Annotated in this window: 14 protein-coding genes; 7 read left to right on the top strand and 7 right to left on the bottom strand. The window is 61.4% G+C overall.

Features of this window, described 5'->3' with window-relative positions:
• Nucleotides 1-109 precede the first annotated feature (109 nt).
• The 7 genes from PLU72_11320 to PLU72_11290 all read right to left on the bottom strand — a co-directional run bounded on the left by PLU72_11320 (nt 110) and on the right by PLU72_11290 (nt 10,423).
• Nucleotides 110-2,452: a vitamin B12-dependent ribonucleotide reductase gene (locus tag PLU72_11320; GenBank protein HOT28771.1), complete on the bottom strand. Its 2,343-nt coding sequence runs from the start codon at nt 2,450-2,452 to the stop codon at nt 110-112.
• Between the two features lie 52 nt (nt 2,453-2,504).
• Nucleotides 2,505-3,563: a 3-dehydroquinate synthase gene (aroB, locus tag PLU72_11315; protein HOT28770.1), complete on the bottom strand. Its 1,059-nt coding sequence runs from the start codon at nt 3,561-3,563 to the stop codon at nt 2,505-2,507.
• Nucleotides 3,564-3,805: 242 nt separating this feature from the next.
• Nucleotides 3,806-4,591: a TatD family hydrolase gene (locus PLU72_11310; protein ID HOT28769.1), complete on the bottom strand. Its 786-nt coding sequence runs from the start codon at nt 4,589-4,591 to the stop codon at nt 3,806-3,808.
• Between the two features lie 281 nt (nt 4,592-4,872).
• Nucleotides 4,873-6,849: a methionine--tRNA ligase gene (gene metG, locus PLU72_11305; GenBank protein ID HOT28768.1), complete on the bottom strand. Its 1,977-nt coding sequence runs from the start codon at nt 6,847-6,849 to the stop codon at nt 4,873-4,875.
• A 65-nt stretch (nt 6,850-6,914) separates the two neighbouring features.
• Complete coding sequence (locus tag PLU72_11300) at nt 6,915-8,390, bottom strand: diguanylate cyclase (GenBank protein ID HOT28767.1); 1,476 nt, start codon at nt 8,388-8,390, stop codon at nt 6,915-6,917.
• Nucleotides 8,391-8,522: 132 nt separating this feature from the next.
• Nucleotides 8,523-9,659, bottom strand: a complete 1,137-nt coding sequence (locus PLU72_11295) for a glycosyltransferase family 4 protein (GenBank protein ID HOT28766.1) — start codon at nt 9,657-9,659, stop codon at nt 8,523-8,525.
• Nucleotides 9,656-10,423 (bottom strand): glycosyltransferase family 2 protein, encoded by a 768-nt coding sequence (locus tag PLU72_11290; protein ID HOT28765.1) that lies wholly within the window; start codon nt 10,421-10,423, stop codon nt 9,656-9,658. Before PLU72_11290 ends, PLU72_11295 begins: the two co-directional genes overlap by 4 nt.
• 161 nt (nt 10,424-10,584) lie before the next feature.
• On the opposite strand from PLU72_11290, the gene PLU72_11285 reads away from it, so the two are divergent.
• From PLU72_11285 to PLU72_11255, 7 genes are all read left to right on the top strand, one after another.
• Complete coding sequence (locus PLU72_11285) at nt 10,585-11,649, top strand: hypothetical protein (protein ID HOT28764.1); 1,065 nt, start codon at nt 10,585-10,587, stop codon at nt 11,647-11,649.
• 48 nt (nt 11,650-11,697) lie between these two features.
• Nucleotides 11,698-12,468, top strand: coding sequence for a hypothetical protein (locus PLU72_11280; protein ID HOT28763.1), 771 nt, complete (start codon nt 11,698-11,700; stop codon nt 12,466-12,468).
• 179 nt (nt 12,469-12,647) lie between these two features.
• A complete protein-coding gene (locus PLU72_11275; protein HOT28762.1) occupies nt 12,648-13,616 on the top strand; it encodes an ATP-binding cassette domain-containing protein in 969 nt (322 codons plus the stop codon).
• Nucleotides 13,613-14,323: an ABC transporter permease gene (locus PLU72_11270; protein HOT28761.1), complete on the top strand. Its 711-nt coding sequence runs from the start codon at nt 13,613-13,615 to the stop codon at nt 14,321-14,323. The genes PLU72_11275 and PLU72_11270 overlap by 4 nt, the downstream gene beginning before the upstream one ends.
• Nucleotides 14,324-14,329: 6 nt before the next feature.
• On the top strand, nt 14,330-15,928 hold the full coding sequence (locus tag PLU72_11265) for a Gldg family protein (GenBank protein HOT28760.1): 1,599 nt from the start codon (nt 14,330-14,332) through the stop codon (nt 15,926-15,928).
• Between the two features lie 3 nt (nt 15,929-15,931).
• Complete coding sequence (locus PLU72_11260) at nt 15,932-17,338, top strand: DUF4340 domain-containing protein (GenBank protein ID HOT28759.1); 1,407 nt, start codon at nt 15,932-15,934, stop codon at nt 17,336-17,338.
• A 488-nt stretch (nt 17,339-17,826) separates the two neighbouring features.
• A complete protein-coding gene (locus tag PLU72_11255; GenBank protein ID HOT28758.1) occupies nt 17,827-18,057 on the top strand; it encodes a hypothetical protein in 231 nt (76 codons plus the stop codon).
• Nucleotides 18,058-18,074: the final 17 nt, after the last annotated feature.

Raw genomic sequence — 18,074 nt, 5'->3', positions numbered from 1 at the left:
CTTCGTTGTTTTTCCTGTGTGGGCTCATGTGTTTTATCACGCTTGTAATGAAAAAACGAATTGTCTTGGCGGTATGTTACATGAAAAAAGGTTGCCCGTCACTCGAAGTTCAGCCGCACTTCGAATACCCGCATCGCTTGCAGATGACGCAGCCGCTCTCATGCTCGAGCCGCTCGCCGCAGTCGGGACAGCCGGTCGGAGCTCGGTCTCCGTCGATCAGGCTCTCGGCCGGCTGGCCTTTTCCGGCGGCGGCGCCGGATGCGGGCGGGGGCGTCTGGGGACGCAGCCGGTTCGCCTTGCAGGAAAGGTAGTATTCCTCGATGGCGCGGCCGATCGCGTCGGGGCAGGAAAGCACCTTGATGCCGTTCGCCGGGCCGCCGCGCTTGAGCGTCGACATGCACCGTATGCCCTTGAGTTGGTCGATGATCTCCTGCACGTCGATGCCGGCGCGCAGGGCAAGCGAGGCGAGACGGGCCGACGCTTCGGATTGTGACGGGCAGCCGCCGCCGCGGCCGAGACTGGTGAACACCTCGCAAAGGCCGGTCTCATCGGCGTTGACGGTCACATACAGGTTGCCGCACCCGATCTTGTACCGCTCGGTCGCGCCGATCGTCCGCTCGGGGCGGGGCCGAGGCATGATGCTGATCTGAACGCCGGCGGGCAGGCTTTCGGAAACGGGCTGTCCGGGCTTCGCCGTTTTTCCCTGGCCCGCGCCGAGGTTCAGCACCTGCTCTTCGCGGGAGCCGTCGCGGTATACCGTGATGCCTTTGCACCCGAGCGTGTGAGAAAGGCGGAACACCGTCTCGACGTCTTTGATCGTGGCGTCGTGCGGGAAATTTACCGTCTTGCTGACGGCGTTGTCGGTGTATTTCTGGAATACCGACTGCATGCGCACGTGCCACTCCGGCGAGATTTCGTGCGCCGTCACGAACACCCGCCGCACGGCTTCGGGAACATCGGTCAGATCGTGGAGATGGCCCTGCTTCGCGATCTTTTCGAGAAGTTCGGGAGTGTAGAAGCCCTGCTCCTTCGCAATCGCGAGGAAATCCTCGTTGACCTCGATCAGGTGCTCCTTGTCGAGCACGTGTTTCTCGTAGGCGACCGCGAACAGCGGCTCGATGCCGCTGGAACAACCAGCGATGAGGCTGATGGTGCCGGTCGGGGCGATCGTCGTCGTCGTCGCGTTGCGCACCGGGGGCATCCCGCGCTTCTCGAGCGCAGAGCCGGCGTAGTTGGAGAACGGGCCGCGCTCGCGCGACAGCTCGATCGAGGCGTTCCAGGCTTCGCGCTTGAAGAACCGCATCAACTCTTCCGCCAGCGTCAGTGCCGCCTCGGAATTGTAGGGAACGCCCATGCGGAGAAGCAGGTCGGCCCAGCCCATGACCCCCAGGCCGATCTTGCGGTTGGCCTTCGTCATCGTGTCGATCGCCGGGATGGGATATTTGTTCACCTCGATGACGTTGTCGAGGAACCGGATGGCGAGCCGAATGACCCCGGTCATCCGCTCGTAGTCGACACGGGCGGCGCCGCCTTCACGGACGACGAAGTTGGCGAGGTTGATCGAACCGAGGTTGCAGGATTCGTACGGCAGGAGAGGCTGTTCGCCGCAGGGATTGGTCGATTCGATCATCCCGACGTTTGGGGTCGGCTGGTCGCGGTTGATCCGGTCGATGAAAACGACGCCGGGCTCGCCGTTTCGCCAGGCCCGCTCGACGATCATGTGGAACACCTTGGACGCTTTGAGCGAGCCGACGGTCGCCTTCGTGCGAGGGTTGATCAGGTCGTATTCGGTGTCCTTCTCGAGGGCTTCCATGAACAGGTCGGTCACGGCGACCGAGATGTTGAAGTTCGTCAGGCTGTTGTTGTCTTCCTTCGACTTGATGAACTCGATGATGTCGGGATGGTCGACGCGAAGGATGCCCATGTTCGCCCCGCGCCGGGCGCCGCCCTGCTTGATCGTGTCGGTGGCGACGTTGAATACCTTCATGAACGAAATCGGGCCGGAGCTGACCCCGCTGGTGCTGGCCACGGCATCGTTCGCCGGCCGGAGCCGCGAGAAACTGAAGCCGGTTCCGCCGCCGGACTTGTGGATCAGGGCGGCCTGCTTGATGGCGTCGAAAATCCCGTCCATCGAATCCTCCACCGGCAGCACGAAGCAGGCGGACAACTGTCCGAGCGGCTTTCCGGCGTTCATGAGGGTGGGGCTGTTGGGAAGGAAGTCCATGCCGGTCATCAGCTCGTAGAACATCGGTTCCAGCTGGTCGGCCTTGTAGGGTGAGCCGGGGAATCGGTCTTCGGCTTCCGCGATCGCCTTCGCGACACGATGGAACAGCTGTTCCACGGTTTCGGTCGGCTGTCCGTCGGGGCCGCGGGTGAGATAGCGCTTGGCGAGCACCTTCTGGGCGTTGGCCGAAATCCGGGGCATCAGGCTTGTCGAGGCGGTGGCGGTCATGTCGGTCTCCTGTATGACGTCTGGGCGGTCGGGAAAAACACGCGCGTAGGAATCAGCGCATGACGGATTCGAGAAGGGGCTTGAGCTCCGAGATCGGAACCAGGATTTTTTCCACGGTCCCGAGGGAAACCGGCAGGATCAGCTTGATCGCATCCCGCTGGCGCTTCTTGTCGTGAAGAATAGCGTTGACGATGGCATCCGGCGTGTACTCGCGGGGAAGCTCGACAGGGAGATTGAACTCCTTCAGCAGACCGGTGAGGCTTTCGGTGTAGTCCTCCTTGAGAAGGCCGCGGGCGCGGGAGACGGCCAGCGCGGTCAGCATGCCGAGGCCGACGGCTTCCCCGTGGTGATGACGGAGATAGCCGCCGAGCACTTCGTAGGCGTGACCGAACGTATGCCCGAAATTGAGGGCTGCCCTGCTTCCCGTCGTGTCGAGTTCGTCGGCTTCAACGAAGGTTTTTTTGATGTGCAGCGAGCGGCGGACGAGCCGCTGCATGAGCGGCAGGTCGCGGGCCTTGATCGAGGCGCAATTCTTCTGGATGAACTTGAAATACGGCGCATCGGCGATCGCGCCGTGTTTCACGGCCTCGACGATGCCGTAGGAGAGCTGGTTGAGCGGGAGGGTGCGGAGGGACGTAACGTCGATGCCGAGCAGTGTGGGCTGATGGAAGGTGCCGATGAGGTTCTTGCCTTCGGGAAGATTGACGCCGTTTTTGCCGCCGAGCGATGCGTCGATCATCGCCAGCAGAGAGGTCGGCATCAGGACGAGCGGAACCCCCCGCATGTAGACGGACGCGGCGAAGCCTGCGAGATCGCAGATGACGCCCCCGCCGAGCGCGATGACCGGGCTCTTGCGGTCGAGCCCCGCCTCGAGAAACGTCGGAAACAGAGACTGGGCCGTTTCGAGCGTCTTGTGCGTCTCTCCGTCGGGAAGGACCGCCGCATGGGCTTCAAAGCCTCTGGTGCGGAGTTCGGCGATCAACGGCTGGAGATACCAGCGGGCGACGGTCTCGTTGGTGACGACGACGCACTTTTTGTGTACCCCCAGCCGCGACATGCGGCCGACGATCTCACCAAGGATGTCATGACCGAGAAGAATATCGTGAGACATCTGTCTCGTGAACGAAAGTTTCTGTCTTTCCATACCCCCCTTAGATACTCCATTCTCCCGATTTTGCGCAATGGTTCGACCAACCCGGGGAGACAAACCTCACCACGGAGCCACAAAGAAACAGAGAATTGTACCCTTTCCCGCTAAATTGTCTGTGAGGGCGGGTTTGCCCCCTCTCTTCGCACATCCGCGACGTAAGGGCGCTTCGCAAAACGCCCGAAATCTCGCCCCGGAAACGTGTTTCACCCCTGCAATGTCAGCTTCGGGGCGAAAAACCTCAGGGCATTGTCGCGAAGGATGCGGGCCATCTCTTCCGGTTCGGCGCGCCGCACCTCGCACAGTTTCCTGAACGTATGTTCGATCAGCGACGGATCGTTCCGCTTCCCCCGGAAGGGAATCGGCGCGAGATAGGGGCAGTCGGTCTCGAGATGAATCCGTTCGTCCGGCAGGAACCGGAAGATCGTCCGCGTTTCCTCGCTTTTCGGGTAGGTGAGCGGCCCGCCGATCGAGAAGGAAAACCCTTCATCGAGCGCTTTCCGCGCGGTGTCCAGATCGCCCGAGAAGCAGTGCAGCAGCACCCGGGACGGCCGGGGCTCTCCCTCGATGAAATGGAAGAAGTCGTCGAAGGCCTCACGGATGTGGATGACGACAGGTATCCCGAGTTCAGCGCCGAGTCGCCACTGGGCGAGAAACACCTCGCGCTGGGTGTCGCGGGGCGAAAAGTCGTAGTGGTAATCGAGGCCGATCTCGCCAATGCCAACCGTACGCGGATCGCCGGCAAGGCGCCTGAGTTCACCGCTCGAAGAGGCATCCCACGTTTTCGCGTCGTGCGGATGCACCCCCGCCAGCGCCCAGAACCAAGGTCGCATGCGCGAGATCTCGACCGCCCGGCGGCTGGTCGCGAGATCCGTTCCCGCATTGATGACGGCCGCCGGTTTCGACGCCGCGATCTTTTCGACGACCGCCTCGAAATCACCGGAGAACGCTTCGTCCTGCAGATGTGCGTGTGTGTCGATCAATCCGTTCATACCTCTTGGATTCCTGTATGACAAAAGGCTATTTCGTGTTCCCGTTCGTGCCGAGCTCGTCGAAGCTCGAAAATTCCAAGAAGTTCTTGCCCCCTTCGGCGGGCTCATGACGCGCTTTGGCAAGCTCGGGGCGAACCGGAAGTATTCCTCCTGCAGGGCTTGACGCAAGCCGGGGTGAGAATATCTCAAAAATATTATATCATAATGTATTCTATGTTATCTGCGCTCATCTGCGTAATCTGCGGATCACTCAGGGTCCTGCAACCCAAGGTGTTGTGCGCCTACTTGACGCGGCAGCCGACCTGGGCGGGTTTTTCAGGCTGAACGAGCGCCAGTCCGCCATCGGCGGTCTGCGCGGCGAGGATCATGCCGTGCGAGACGATGCCGCGGATCTTGGCCGGCTTCAGGTTCTTCACCATCACGACCTGCTTTCCGATCAGCTCCTCGGGCTTGTAGAAGAGGGCGATGCCCGCGACGAGCTGGCGGGTCTCGGTGCCGAGATCGACCGTCAGTTTCAGCAGCTTGTCGGCGTTTTCGACCTTTTCGGCCGTCACGACCTTCGCCACGGCCAGCTCGGTCTTCATGAATTCGTCATACTCAACGAGTCCGTCGGACGCGGGGGCGGCTGGGGCGGAAGCGGCCATCGCGGCTTCAACGGCTTTTTCGGCCTTTGCGGGCTTTTCCGGTTTGGGCGCTTTTTCCCCTTTTTTGAGGGCCTCGATGCGGGCCGTCTCGATGCGCGGGAACTGGGGGGCGGGCTCGTTGCACCGCGTGCCGTCCGGCAGCTGGCCCCACTCGACGAGGTGGAGCGGGGTGAACTGGTTTCCCAGCCCGAGCTGATCGAGGAAGTTCGGGGCGAGGTGCGGCATGAAGGGCTGGACGAGATGCGTCACGAGCCGGACGCCTTCGCCGACCGTGTAAAACACTTCGTCGAGGGCCGCCGTGTTGCCGGCTTTCGCCAAGGCCCAGGGCGCGGTCTCGTCGACGTATTTGTTGAGACGACGAATCAGGTCCCACGTGCGTTCGAGGGCCTGGTGGAACAGCAGGTTGTCCATCGCGGTGTGATACTCGGGAATGACGGCCTTCGCGAGTGCGACCACCTCATGCGTCTGGGGCAGTTTCGGCTCGGCCTTGTGAAAGACGCCGTCGCGGTTCTTGCGCATCATGGGGAGCATGCGGTTGCAGAGGTTGCCGTAATCGTTCGCGAGGTCGGCGTTGTAGCGGGTGATGAACGAGTCTTCGGTGAACTGCGCGTCGGCACCGAATGTCATTTCACGGAACAGGTAGTAGCGGAACGGGTCGAGGCCGTACTTGTCGACGAGATCGAGGGGGCTGAGGACGTTGCCGACCGATTTCGACATCTTGCCGCCCGACGAGATCCACCAGCCGTGCGCGAAGATCATCTGCGGCAGGGGCAGATCGAGGGCCATCAGCATGGTCGACCAGTACACCGCGTGGGTCGTGAGGATGTCCTTGCCGACGAGATGCACGCTGGCGGGCCAGAACTTCTTGAAAGTATCCGGGTGTTCGGGGTAGCCGATCGCGGTGATGTAGTTGAGCAGAGCGTCGAACCAGACATAGGTGACGTAGTCGGGGTCGAACGGCAACTCGATGCCCCACGCCAGGCGCTTCTTCGGCCGCGAGATGCACAAATCGCCGAGCGGCTGGGCGAGGAAGCCGAGCACCTCGTTGCGCCGGTTCTCGGGCCTGATGTAGCCGGGGTTCGCCTGGATGTAGTCGATGAGCGCCTTCTGGTACTTCGACATGCGGAAAAAGTAGTTCTTCTCGGTGATCTGGTCGACCGGCCGCTTGCAGTCGGGGCACAGCTTTTCGGGGACTTCCTTCTCGGTCCAGAATCGCTCGCAGGGGGTGCAATACCAGCCCTGATACTGGTCCTCGTAGATCTCGCCGCGCTCCTTCAGCAGGGAAAGCGCGTTCTGGACGCCCTTTTTGTGCCGGTCCTCGGTGGTCCGGATGAAGTCGTCGTTCGTGATGTCGAGGCGCTTCCAGAGGGCCTTGAACTTCTCGACGAGACCGTCGGTGTGCTGGAGAGGCGTGATTCCTTTCGCCTTCGCCGCCTGCTCGACCTTCTGGCCGTGTTCGTCGGAACCCGTCAGGAAGTGCGTCTCGCGGCCCATGAGCCGGTGATACCGGCTCGCCGTGTCGGCCGCGAGCGTGGTGAACGCGTGCCCGATGTGCAGTTCGGCGTTGGCGTAATAAATAGGGGTCGTGATATAAAAGGGGCGTTCAGGATGCATCGGTTCACCTCGATGAGTGTTGTATAATAATAAATATATAGGTAGCCGTCAAACCGGCGGCGGCGTCATGCGCTGGCGGGTGCGACGGCCTTCGAGCCCGCGGGAGGGTGGATGACCGCTCGGTTGCGCCCGCCGGCTTTCGCGGTGTCGAGGGCGACCATCGAAAGGGCGATCAGCTGGCGGGCGTCGGGGGTCGTTTCAGGGAACGCGGCGATGCCGGCCGATGCTCCGAGCGTATACGATCTTCCGCCGTATTCGAACGCCATCCGTTCGAGCGAGTCCTTCAGGCGGCCGATCAGGAATACGCCGCCGGCCGCGTCGGTGTTCGGCAGGAGGATGTAGATGCGATCCTGGACGCGGGAGGCGAGGTCGGTGTCGCGCAGGGCGTTCTGGACAGCCTTTGCGACGTCGTTCCCGACCTGGAGGGCGAACTCGGGAGCGGTATGTTCGAGGATCGCCCGGTAGTTCTCGAGATCCATGACGACGGTGCAAAGCGGCTGGGCGTAGCGGACCGAGCGGGAGGCCTCTTCCTCGAAGTAGCCTTTCCAGATGCGGTGGCTGATCATGCCCGTGGCCTCATCGCAGAACATGTTGCGGTACAGCCGATTACGCTCGATCACGAGAGCTGCGAGCATCGCGACGTCTTCGGCATAGGGAATGTCCTCGTTCCGGAACAACGGCGGCGAGATGCGGTTGATGAAGTTGATCACCCCGAGGATCGTTCCGTCCGAGGATTTGATGGGGGCGCAGAGGATGCTGGCGACCTTCTCCTCGCGGGCCTTGAACTCGGTGAACGACTTGAACCGCGGATCCTTATGGCCCTTGTTCGCGAGAAGCGGGACGCCACCTTTGAGAACCTGGCCGGCGAGGCCTTCGTTTGGTTTGAGCTTGATGGCGGGATACTGGTCTTCGGCGAGGTCGTCGAGAAGAGATTGCTCCATGCCCCGCATGCAGGCGACGGTCAATTCGAGGTTCTCGCGGTTGAGCAGCAGGATCGAAGCCCACTGGACGTTCATCGTGCGGACCGCCTCGTCGAGGATCGTCTTGAGGTTGCTCTGGAAGTCGAACGTGGTGTTGAGCAGCTGGGCGACCTTCAGGCACGAGCGTGTGAGCTGGAGCTGGCGGTCGGTTTCGGAGCGGGACGCCTCGATCTTGGCGGCATCTTCGCTCTTCAAGCGCTGCTTTTTCGTGATGAGGCTGATTTCGCCGTTCCAGATGCCGAACACGCGCGAGACGCTCGAGGCGACGTCGGCGATCTCGTCGTCGCCGGTGTCGTTCACCGGATTCGCGACGCGTTTTTCGATGAACGTGTCGAGCCTGTGCCTGATACGGGCCAGGGGCCGGGTGATCGAAACCGCGATGATCCAGGAAGTGGCGAGGCCGAGCAGGAGGAACGCGTTTCCGATGAAGATGTACACTGAGAGGTTGACGTCGAGCTCCATCCAGCGGATGTAGCAGAAAACCCCGATCGGCAGCGCCATGATCAGAAGCGTCGTGATGATGATACGGCCTTTGATGCCGATGTTGCGGAACAGTTCCACCTGTGCACAGCCCTCCGGCTGATGGATTCTAGGCGAGCCCGCCCGAATTGTCAAACCCCCGCCATGCATTCACCCGGGGACGCACCATAGCCCAATCGGGTGTGGGGGCGGGTTTCAAACCCGCCCCGAGGCTCACATCCGAGGCTGTTTTCGGGCGATGGCCTTGCGGTACACCGATTCGGTGCGGCTGGCGAACAGGTCGAGGTTGAAGTTCGCGAGGGCGTGGGAACGGGCCGCGAGGCCGGCGCGGCGGCGCAGCGCCGGGTTGATGACGAGCTTCTGGAGGGCATGCGCAAGGCCCACGGCGTCGCGGGGCTGGACGAGAAACCCCTGTTCGCCGTCCTGGATGATCTCGGGGATGACCCCGACCGTCGTGGCGACGACGGGCTTGCCCGAGGCCATGAACTCGAGCGCCGCCCGGCAGTTGGCTTCCGAACCGATCGAGGTGACGAGGCCCGCGTCGCAGCCGTTGATCAGAACGGGCAGGTCATCGCGGCGCGTCATCGTGACCCGGAGTCGGTCGGCAACCCCGAGGCGTTCGGCCTCGCCCTTGAGCCAGGCGACCGTGCGGTTGCTCTCATACCCGATGCAGGCGAGCACGACCGGCGTCGGAAGCCCGAGAAGCAGGCGGAGCGCGTCGAGCGCATACTCGTGGCCCTTGACCGGATCGAGGCGGGCAACGAGGCCGATCACGAAACTGCCGTTCGCGATGCCGAGTTCGTCGCGCAGACGGTGCGCCGCGCTCGGATTGGGGCTGTACTCGTCGGTGTCGACCGCGCCGTAGACGACGTCGATGCCCTCGTCGGGAAACCCGAGGATCTGGCGACACAGCCGCTTGTGAAGCTGGGAGCCGACGATGAGATGGTCGGTCCAGGCATGATGGACATACCGGTTGATGAAATGCCCCTTGGGCGGGTCGATGTCGGTCCGTACTCGCACGACGGTGGCTTCCGGTACCGCGCGGCGCGCTACCATGCCGGCCATCCAGGCCCCTTCATTGATATGGCTTGATATAATATCTGGCCTGAAATCCGCGAACAGTCGCGCCATGCGCTTGATGGCATGAAGATACAGGCCAGGGTTCCGATGATTCAGCCGAATGGTGTCGTCGCAGGGAATACCGGCTTTCCGTGCCCGTTCGAGAGGCTTGCCGGGCTCGGTGAGCAGGAGGACCTCGTGGCCGTGGCCCATCAGCTTGCGGCACAGGGTGATGCAGTAGTTCGACGCACCGCTCCAGTTGGGCGAGTTGAGAATCTGAATCGTTCTCATGAGCCCCGGCCGCTCCTTTCGAGAAACTTTGCATAGCCGGCAACGATCTGAAACGCGTCTCCGAGCGCCGCGACGTAGCCCTGCCAGCCGTCGCGCCAGCCCCCCTTGAACAGATATCTGCGGAGGAACCGACTGAGCGGGCGGGCGAACAGGAACCGGGCGGAATCGACGAAGCCCGGTCTACGCCCTTCCCGGAGCCAGAAATCAGCCTGGAAGGAGGTGTAAAAGTTCATTTTGCGCAGGTAATCATCGAGCGACGGGTAGGGAAAATGGTCGAACGGCTCCCGGAGCATGCCGATGCTTCCCTGCACCTCGAGGCTTTCGTGAACGTGCCTGTTGGGAAAGCTGGCCTTGCCGCGCCTGAACAAGCGCAGCTGGGCGTCGGGATACTGGCCGCCGTGAGCGAGCATGCGGCCGAAAAAGTGGTTGCGCCTGGAAAGACGAAACGCAGCATGGGGCGTATCGGCGATCGAACGGCGAATCTCCTCGGTGAGAGGGGGGGGGATTCGCTCGTCGGGGTCGAGGTAGAAGATCCAGTCGGTGGAGAGCTGGTCAAACCCGAAGGATTTGTTCACGTTGAGATTGGCGTCGTTCGGCCGCCAAAACAACCGCACCCGGTCGAACGAGCGGGCGATCTCCGACGTCCGGTCCGTCGAGGCGCAATCGACGACGATGACCTCGTCTGCGAACGCGGCGGATTCTATGGCGCCGGCGAGGTGCGCTTCCTCGTTGTGGGCGATGATCGAAACTCCGATGGTGGGCATGAAGCGAAGGGCTCCCGTCTCTGCAAAATGAAACCGCGCAAGGTATCGCGCGTAGTATCGCAGAACGGAAGTGCATCTTCAAGGCGGTTGACACGGGATGCGGGTATCGACTAAGGTTGCTGTCTGGAAGAGACCATCTGATACGATACAGAGGACCACTCATGGCAAACCTGCCGTCTGTGTTGCGGGAATGGGCGCTCGAACCGCGAGATATGTCTGTGCTCGCCTCCCTGATCTCCCTCATGCTCGACACCGATTATCACAAAGGGGCCGACTTTCCCGACTGGATCGGTCTCTGCCCGATGGACGTCGTCGAGCACAAGTCGGTCTGGATCGGAGACTGGGAAAACAATGCCAGGGCCGGTCTCGTCGCCCTGATAGCGGACGATAAACCGAAATTCTTTACCGACACGATGCCTGAATTCGAGGAGTCTCTCGAAACACTTCGGACTCCAGGCAACCATCTCCGCGCCGGCCTGTTACTTGTCGAATTTGCGTCGGCCGAGGGATACTGGCCGAAAGCGACCGGGGACGACTATTGCAAGGGCATATACATCAGCCCCGAGATACGGAGCAGCGTTCTCCGGACCGTATCCGAGAAACTCGGCTTTCCCGCATCGTTTGGCGAAGAATTGCGCACGCTCCTCGAGAGCCGACTCCACGAACTGACGAATCGCGTCGGACTGGTCGAACCTGGCGAGTTTGAGGGCTGGAGGCAAAACATGTTCACGCTGGGGCTCAGCGCCCCTTTCTGGAGAGGCCGTCTGACGGCGAACCTGGGCTCGGGGCGCAACACGACGTCCACGAAAAAAGACTTGATCCCCTGGTCGCTCAGTCATCTCGCATCGGGCTTGGTTCTCGCAGAAAATATCGGGTTGCCGGGGGTCGACAAGATCTTTTGCGCGGGGTGCGGCCTGGTGCTCGCTCCCGGGCTCAAGCAAATTCTACCGCCGGTATCTTTCCTGCAGCAGGAAACGATTCTCTGTGCGGGTGCGAAATTTCTCGTGTTCCTGAACGATGTGCTGATGCGCATCGGCGAAGAGACCGTCGCACGAGGCGAGATCGTGGAACTGCTCCACCGCACACGGGACTGGTATTGCCGAGCGGTTCGCGATAATGTCAGCTACGTTGGAAGTTTGTTGTCGGTCCAGTATGTCGGCAGCGTGTTTGATGCGCTCATCGATATGTCGAATGCGCCCGCCAACTCGCCGAATTCAGGCCGATGAGCGCGTTGCCGGTCTGATCACGAGAAGAATCACCCAGGAGGAGACAAGATGTTCGAAACATTGTTGTTGAAGCTGAGAAATGTGCCGCAGAACCCGGAGACGACCTTCGAGCCGTTCGCCCAGGAGATGTCGAATCTGCTTGGCGCGGACCTCACCGCCATCGCCGTCTACGGAAGCGCGGCATCGGGCGACTACGTCTACGGCCACTCGAACATCAACATGGCCCTGCTGTTCAAGAGCGTGACCGTCGGGCATCTCAAGCAGATCGCCATTCCCGTCGAGAAATGGATGGTCAAGGGGTTTGCCGCCCCGCTGATTCTCACGACCGAGGATCTCGAACGCTCTCTGGACGTGTTTCCCCTGCTGTTCCAGGAAATTCGCGACAATCACAAGATGATCAAGGGCGACGACCCCTTCATGACGTTGAAAATCGACAAATCGCTGCTTCGCCTCCAGGTCGAGCAGATGCTGAAGGGGAAGGTGACCGAGGCCCGCACCGAGTTCCTGGCTTCCGGCGAGTCACTCAAGACCTTCGAGGCGATGATCGCGAAATCCTTCAACAGCCTGTATCCGGTGCTTCGCGGGCTCCTTTCCCTCACCGGCAAGACGTTGTCGATCCGCAAGGAAGTCGTCGTCGCCATGGCCGAAGAGGCGTTTGGCCTCGAAACCGGGGTGCTGACGGACGCGCTGCGACACAAGATGGGCTTGCTGCGCCTTTCCCAGAAGCACAATCTCCTGGCGTATTTCGAGCGGTATCTGGCCTCGATCGACAAGCTCGCGACCGTGGCAGACAAGCTGGAGACCGCTGCCGGGGCCTGATACCGCGGCGCATGAGAACGTATCCGCCCCGGACCCGCAAGGCGGGGAACAGGATCGTGCGGCCGTTCCGAAGCGCAAAAAAATTCTGGAACTTTTTTCTCTGACGGCAGTCAATGCACGCCGGACGAGATCGATTCGTCCGTTTACACACCCTCAGGAGGCACCTATTCGTGATCGAGATGAAGGATGTCACCAAGTATTATGGGAACTTCCGCGCGCTCGACGGGATTTCCTTCTCGGTGCAGGGGGGTGAGATTCTCGGTCTGCTCGGCCCGAACGGGGCGGGAAAGACCACCGCGATGCGGATTCTCACCTGTTTCCTGCCTGCGACGACGGGCACCGTCACCGTCGACGGCTTCGACGTGTTCGAAGACTCGATGGACGTGCGCCGCAGGCTCGGGTATCTCCCCGAGACGCCGCCCGTCTACCCCGAGATGACCGTCAGATCGTATCTCAACTTCGTCGCGGACATCCGCGAGGTTCCGGCGAAAGACTGCCGCAGGCGCGTCGACACGGTGATCGAGCGCACGGGGCTGGTCGACCACCAGATGCGCGTCATCGGCACGCTGTCGAAGGGCTATCGGCAGCGCGTCGGCCTCGCGCAGGCGCTGGTTCACGACCCGGCCGTGCTGATTCTCGACGAGCCGACCGTCGGCCTCGACCCGAACCAGATCATCGAGATCCGCAACCTGATCAAGGACCTTTCGAAAGACCACACGGTCATTCTCTCGACCCACATCCTGTCCGAGGTCAGCATGACCTGCAAGCGCGTGGTCATCATCAACGAGGGCCGCATCGTCGCGGAGGACAGCGTCGAGAACCTCGAACGCCAGGGCGGGGCGGCGACATCGTTCCGCATCGGTCTGCGGCCCGCCTCGCTCGACTGGAAGGCCTGCTTCACCGGCACCGAGGGCGTCAAGGTCGAGGGCGAGCAGAACGACGGGCCCGTCGTGCGGTTCAACCTCTCGTTGCCGGATCACGCGGCCTATGACGGCGTCTTCAAAGCCACGGTGGCGAAGGGCCACGTGTTCACCGAGATCACGCCGGCGCGCGCCTCGCTCGAAGAGGTGTTCCTGCGCCTGACGCGCAGCGAGGAGAACGGCAACGGCAACGGCGACGCCAATGGGGAAGGAGGGAAGGCGGCATGAAAGTCTTCGCGATAACGAAAAAAGAGCTGCAGACCTACTTCTTCTCGCCCGTCGCGTATCTCGTCTTCGCCTCGTTCCTGCTCGTCGTGGGCTACCTGTTCTGGATCGTCCTCGTCTCGAGCAAACTCGCGACTCTTGAACCTCTGCTGTACAACGCGGCGTTCGTGCTGCTGCTCGTATCGCCCGTGCTGACGATGCGCCTCATCAGCGAGGAGCGCCGCGCTGGCACGATGGAGCTGCTGCTCACCTCGCCGATCTCGCCGTCCGAAATCGTGATCGGCAAGTTCCTGGCCTGCTTCATTCTGTATTTATTGTTGATACTATTGACATTCCAGTATCCGCTGATCATGTCGATGTATGCCGAAAAGCTCGACATGGGCCCGATCATGAGCGGGTATATCGGCCTGATCCTGCTCGGCGCCGCGTTCATCTCGGTCGGCTTGTTTGCCAGCTCGCTGTGCGAGAATCAGATGATCGCCGCGATGCTCAGCTTCGGCGCCATGCTCTGCTTCTGGGTCTTCGGCTGGGCGAAATACGCCCTCGACAATGCGCTCGGGGAGGTCCTCGGCCAGCTCTCGCTGTTCGAGCGGTATTCCGAGTTTCTGAAAGGCGTCGTCGATTCGGGCAACGTCGTATTCTTCGTCGTATTCATCGTGCTGTGGCTGTTCATGGCCACGCGCGTCGTCGAATCGGATCGCTGGAGGTGATGAGCCATGACGACGCACAGACGTGACACTCGTTCCGTTCTTCCCGTTCTTGCCCTGATCGCCGGGCTTCTTCTGCTGCTCGCCTCCGGCATCGGGTATCTGATGTTCCCCAGCAAGGGAACGATAGCGCTAGGTATTCTTGCCGCTGGCGCGTTTCTGATTCTCGGCGCGTTCGTCGCCTCGCCGCGCACACTGAAGGAGATCGCCACCAGCCGCACCTCGTGGCTCGTGGTGAACGACGTGATCCTGGTGCTGGCCATCATCGGCATCGGCGTGCTGCTCTCCTACATCGGGTTCCGGCGGCATATCCGGTACGACTTCACCCGCGACCGGCTGTTCTCGATCTCCGACTCGACGATCAAGGTCCTGCGCGGCCTGAAGAAGGACGTGAAGATCACCGCCTTCTACCCGAAGGGTTCGCTCGAGTTCACGATGGTCGACGATCTGCTGCGGGAGTGCCGCCGCAACACCGACCGACTTTCCGTGAAGATGGTCGATCCGTTCCGCGACCCGATGACGACCAAGGCCATGAACGTGCATGCGGCCGGCACCGTCGTCGTCCAGTGCGAGAACCAACGCAAGGATATCCCGGCGAACGAGCTGTTCCTGCAGCCGCCGCCCTTTGCGCAGAAACGCGAACCGCCGAAGTTCCAGGGCGAACAGGCCATCACCTCGGCCCTGCTGAACGTGACGAGCGGCGCCAAACGCAAGATCGCCTTCGTGAAAGGCCACGAAGAGCCCGGTCTGACCTCCTACAAGCCCGACGGCCTCGCCGCGGCCCAGCAGTTCCTCGCCCGCGAAAACTACGATACGGTCGAGATCTCGTTGATGGAAGGCATTCCGACCGACACCACCGTGCTCGCCATTCTGTCTCCGGCGAAAGGCTTCCACCCTGACGAGATCAAAAATCTCAGGCAGTATGTAACCGAACGCAAGGGCGCCCTGCTGGTCGCGCTGAACCCGGACAACAAGGCCGCCGAGCTTGAGCAGTTTCTGAGTGAGACCTTCAGCGTCACCTGCAACTCGGAGATCATCATCAGCCCGCGCGGCATGAACGGCGACCTGTCGATCGTCATTCCCCGCTACAGCCCACACCCGATCGTGAAGGAACAGATGGAACGCAACTCCGCCGTCCTGATGCAGGTCGCGCGTGGCCTCAACATCGAACAGCGCGAGACCTACTCGTCGCTCGCGTTCCTCCGGACCGACGAGAACTGCTACGGAAAACGGCCGCCCTCGGCCGTGCTCCAGGGCCAGATCCAATTCGACCCGAACACCGACGTGCGCGGCCCCCTCAGTCTCGGCCTTGCCCTCGAAGGGAAGGGGACGGCGAGCGGAAGCCGGGTCGTTGTCTACGGCGACGCCGATTTCGCGACGAACATGCTGCTGCAGGTGCAGGGCAACGCCGACCTCGTCGTGAACACGTTCAACTGGCTCGCCGGCCAGGAACAGCTGATCTCGATCAGGCCCAAGCAGATCGAGTTCGCCCAGATCGTCCTCGACGCCGAGGCGTCACAGCGCATCATGATCATCTGCGTCGTCGTCTCCCCGCTGCTCGTCATGCTGCTGGGCGGCGCCGTCTGGTGGTCTCGCAGGAGGGTGTGAGCCGTGAAGAAACGATATCTGACGACCGTCATCGCCGTTATCGCGTTCATTCTTCTCTTCCTCTACGCAAACATCTACGAGGCCGACGTCATTCCCGAGCCCGGGAAGGACAAGCCCGTTCAGCTCGCCGCCACCGCGAACGCCGATGTGCGCGCACTCGCCTGGCAGGCGGGCGGCGCCCCGGAGATTCGCATCGAGGCCGTCGGAACGGGGTCCGAGAAGAAGTTTTCGATCGTCAAGCCTCGCGCCCTTCGCGCTGACAATGACGTGGCGGCCGGGATCATCCGGGCCTTCTCGGACCTCCAGTCCGACCTGACCATCACGGCGACCGAAACCCTCTCGTTTGGCTTCGGAAGTGACTCGCCCCGGCTCACCATCGAGACTGGAAGCGCCACGACGGTGCTGACTCTCGGTCAGCAGGCCCCGGTCGGCGGCTCCGTTTACGTCCAGCGGAAGGATGACCCGAACGTCTACGTCGTCGACAACAGCGTCGTGACGGCCTTCCGCAAAAGCCTGTCAGACCTTCGCGACAAGGCGATCTTCACCGAGGACTTCACCGATATCGCGTCGGTCACCGTCGTGAACGGATCGACGACGTTCGAACTCGCGAAGACCTCCACCGGCTGGGACATGTCGGCGCCGGTCGCCATGCCTGCCGATGCAGGCGAGGTGTCGTCCCTGATCTTCGGCATCCACGATCTGAAAGTCGACCGGTTCGTCGAGGAGTCCACGCCGGAATCGGCGGTCAAGGGCTTCGATACACCTTCCTACAAGGTCGTGATGCGCACGCCGGCCGGCAAGACCTTCGAGTTCGCTGTCGGGGCCGAGAAAGACGGGTTCGCCGCCGTGAAACGTTCGGGCGACGATGAAGCGTATCTCGTTTCCCTGACATCCCTGGCCCGGGTGAAAAAGGATTTTACGGCCCTGCGCAACAAGAACCTCCCCGCGATGCCGCCCCTCGAGGTGAAGCACCTGTCGATGCGTGTCGGAACCGAAACGTTTGAACTCGCGCTCGCCAGCAACACCTGGAGTTTCGACGGCCGTACCATTGACAAGAGCCATGTCGAAAGCGTGCTGCAGGCCTACGCCAACTGCCGGGTCCAGGAGTTCCTCTCTGACGACGAAAAAAAGGCGCACGGACTCGACGATGTGAAAACCTGCGACCGCCTTGTTCTGAAATCCGACAAGGCCGAGCGAACCGTCTTCTTCGGCGCACACGAGGAGATCGAAGTGATTATTCAGCTCGAAGGGGAAAAGGAGCTGTATCGCATCCCCCGCCTCCTTCACAGCTCGATCCTCAACCTCGCCGACGAACTCCGCAAGAAACCCGAACCACCACAGGCCGCGACCGCTTCCGCACCGGCCGCCCCGGCATCCGCTGCTGTTCCCGCCCCAGTCCCAAATAAATGAAGAATTCTATAGAACACCCCCGGAGCCGCCAGGCTTCGGGGGTGTTCCAATTCTGGGGACGTGATACCGAACTATTAAGTTCGGTATCACGTCCCCGGAATTCCCCGGAATTCCCAAAAGGCAGTTCAGGGCTACTTCCAATACCACGGTATCCCGGGAAACCACCACCCTCATCCGAACCAGCGCTTTTACGCCAAACACCCAAGGGAAGAGCCCGGTTGTGGGAATTCCGCTCGCCGGGATCCGTGCGGGGGGTGCCGGGTAACCGGCATCTCTACCGCGGCCGTTTTTTCAAAGGTGAGGAAATTTGGCGAAGAAAAACCGAGCCCCCGGCCGACCCAACCGGGAAAAAGGAGGAATTTGACTCGAGAAATGCGCGGTGGTATGTTCAGCGCAAAAATGCTGGCTAAACAGAACCCGTCTGCTGCCGCAGGCGGTTTCTGTGAGACGGTTTTACCGGCGCTGGTGCAGGTGGAAGTGAGGGGGTAATGGAAACATTTTTGTCGCTGGTCTGTGCTGCAGTCATGCTCTATGGCTTTTCAAGATCCAGCAGCCAGGACTGGCAGAGATACAAACGGGGCAAAGAGATCGCAGAAGCTACTCCGACAATGGTATGGATTGCGTTTCTCTCTTCGATCGGCCTTTCTTTTGCTTTTATCGGATTGAACTTTCTTACTCTTACTCACTTTGATATGACCGATGAAGATCGGTACGTGTAATTGATTTGCTGGAAGGA

It is taken from the genome of Candidatus Ozemobacteraceae bacterium, from assembly GCA_035373905.1.
Taxonomy (GTDB): domain Bacteria; phylum Muiribacteriota; class Ozemobacteria; order Ozemobacterales; family Ozemobacteraceae; genus MWAR01.
Note: the sequence above shows the minus strand (reverse complement) of the source record. Positions and strands in the feature narration are given on the sequence as shown.

Bases quoted from the DNA above. Each gene is read 5' to 3' on its own strand.
- PLU72_11320 (HOT28771.1), bottom strand. From the start codon at position 2,452: ATGACCGCCACCGCCTCGACAAGCCTGATGCCCCGGATTTCGGCCAAC.
- aroB (HOT28770.1), bottom strand. From the start codon at position 3,563: ATGTCTCACGATATTCTTCTCGGTCATGACATCCTTGGTGAGATCGTC.
- PLU72_11310 (HOT28769.1), bottom strand. From the start codon at position 4,591: ATGAACGGATTGATCGACACACACGCACATCTGCAGGACGAAGCGTTC.
- metG (HOT28768.1), bottom strand. From the start codon at position 6,849: ATGCATCCTGAACGCCCCTTTTATATCACGACCCCTATTTATTACGCC.
- PLU72_11295 (HOT28766.1), bottom strand. From the start codon at position 9,659: ATGAGAACGATTCAGATTCTCAACTCGCCCAACTGGAGCGGTGCGTCG.
- PLU72_11290 (HOT28765.1), bottom strand. From the start codon at position 10,423: ATGCCCACCATCGGAGTTTCGATCATCGCCCACAACGAGGAAGCGCAC.
- PLU72_11285 (HOT28764.1), top strand. From the start codon at position 10,585: ATGGCAAACCTGCCGTCTGTGTTGCGGGAATGGGCGCTCGAACCGCGA.
- PLU72_11280 (HOT28763.1), top strand. From the start codon at position 11,698: ATGTTCGAAACATTGTTGTTGAAGCTGAGAAATGTGCCGCAGAACCCG.
- PLU72_11275 (HOT28762.1), top strand. From the start codon at position 12,648: ATGAAGGATGTCACCAAGTATTATGGGAACTTCCGCGCGCTCGACGGG.
- PLU72_11270 (HOT28761.1), top strand. From the start codon at position 13,613: ATGAAAGTCTTCGCGATAACGAAAAAAGAGCTGCAGACCTACTTCTTC.
- PLU72_11265 (HOT28760.1), top strand. From the start codon at position 14,330: ATGACGACGCACAGACGTGACACTCGTTCCGTTCTTCCCGTTCTTGCC.
- PLU72_11255 (HOT28758.1), top strand. From the start codon at position 17,827: ATGGAAACATTTTTGTCGCTGGTCTGTGCTGCAGTCATGCTCTATGGC.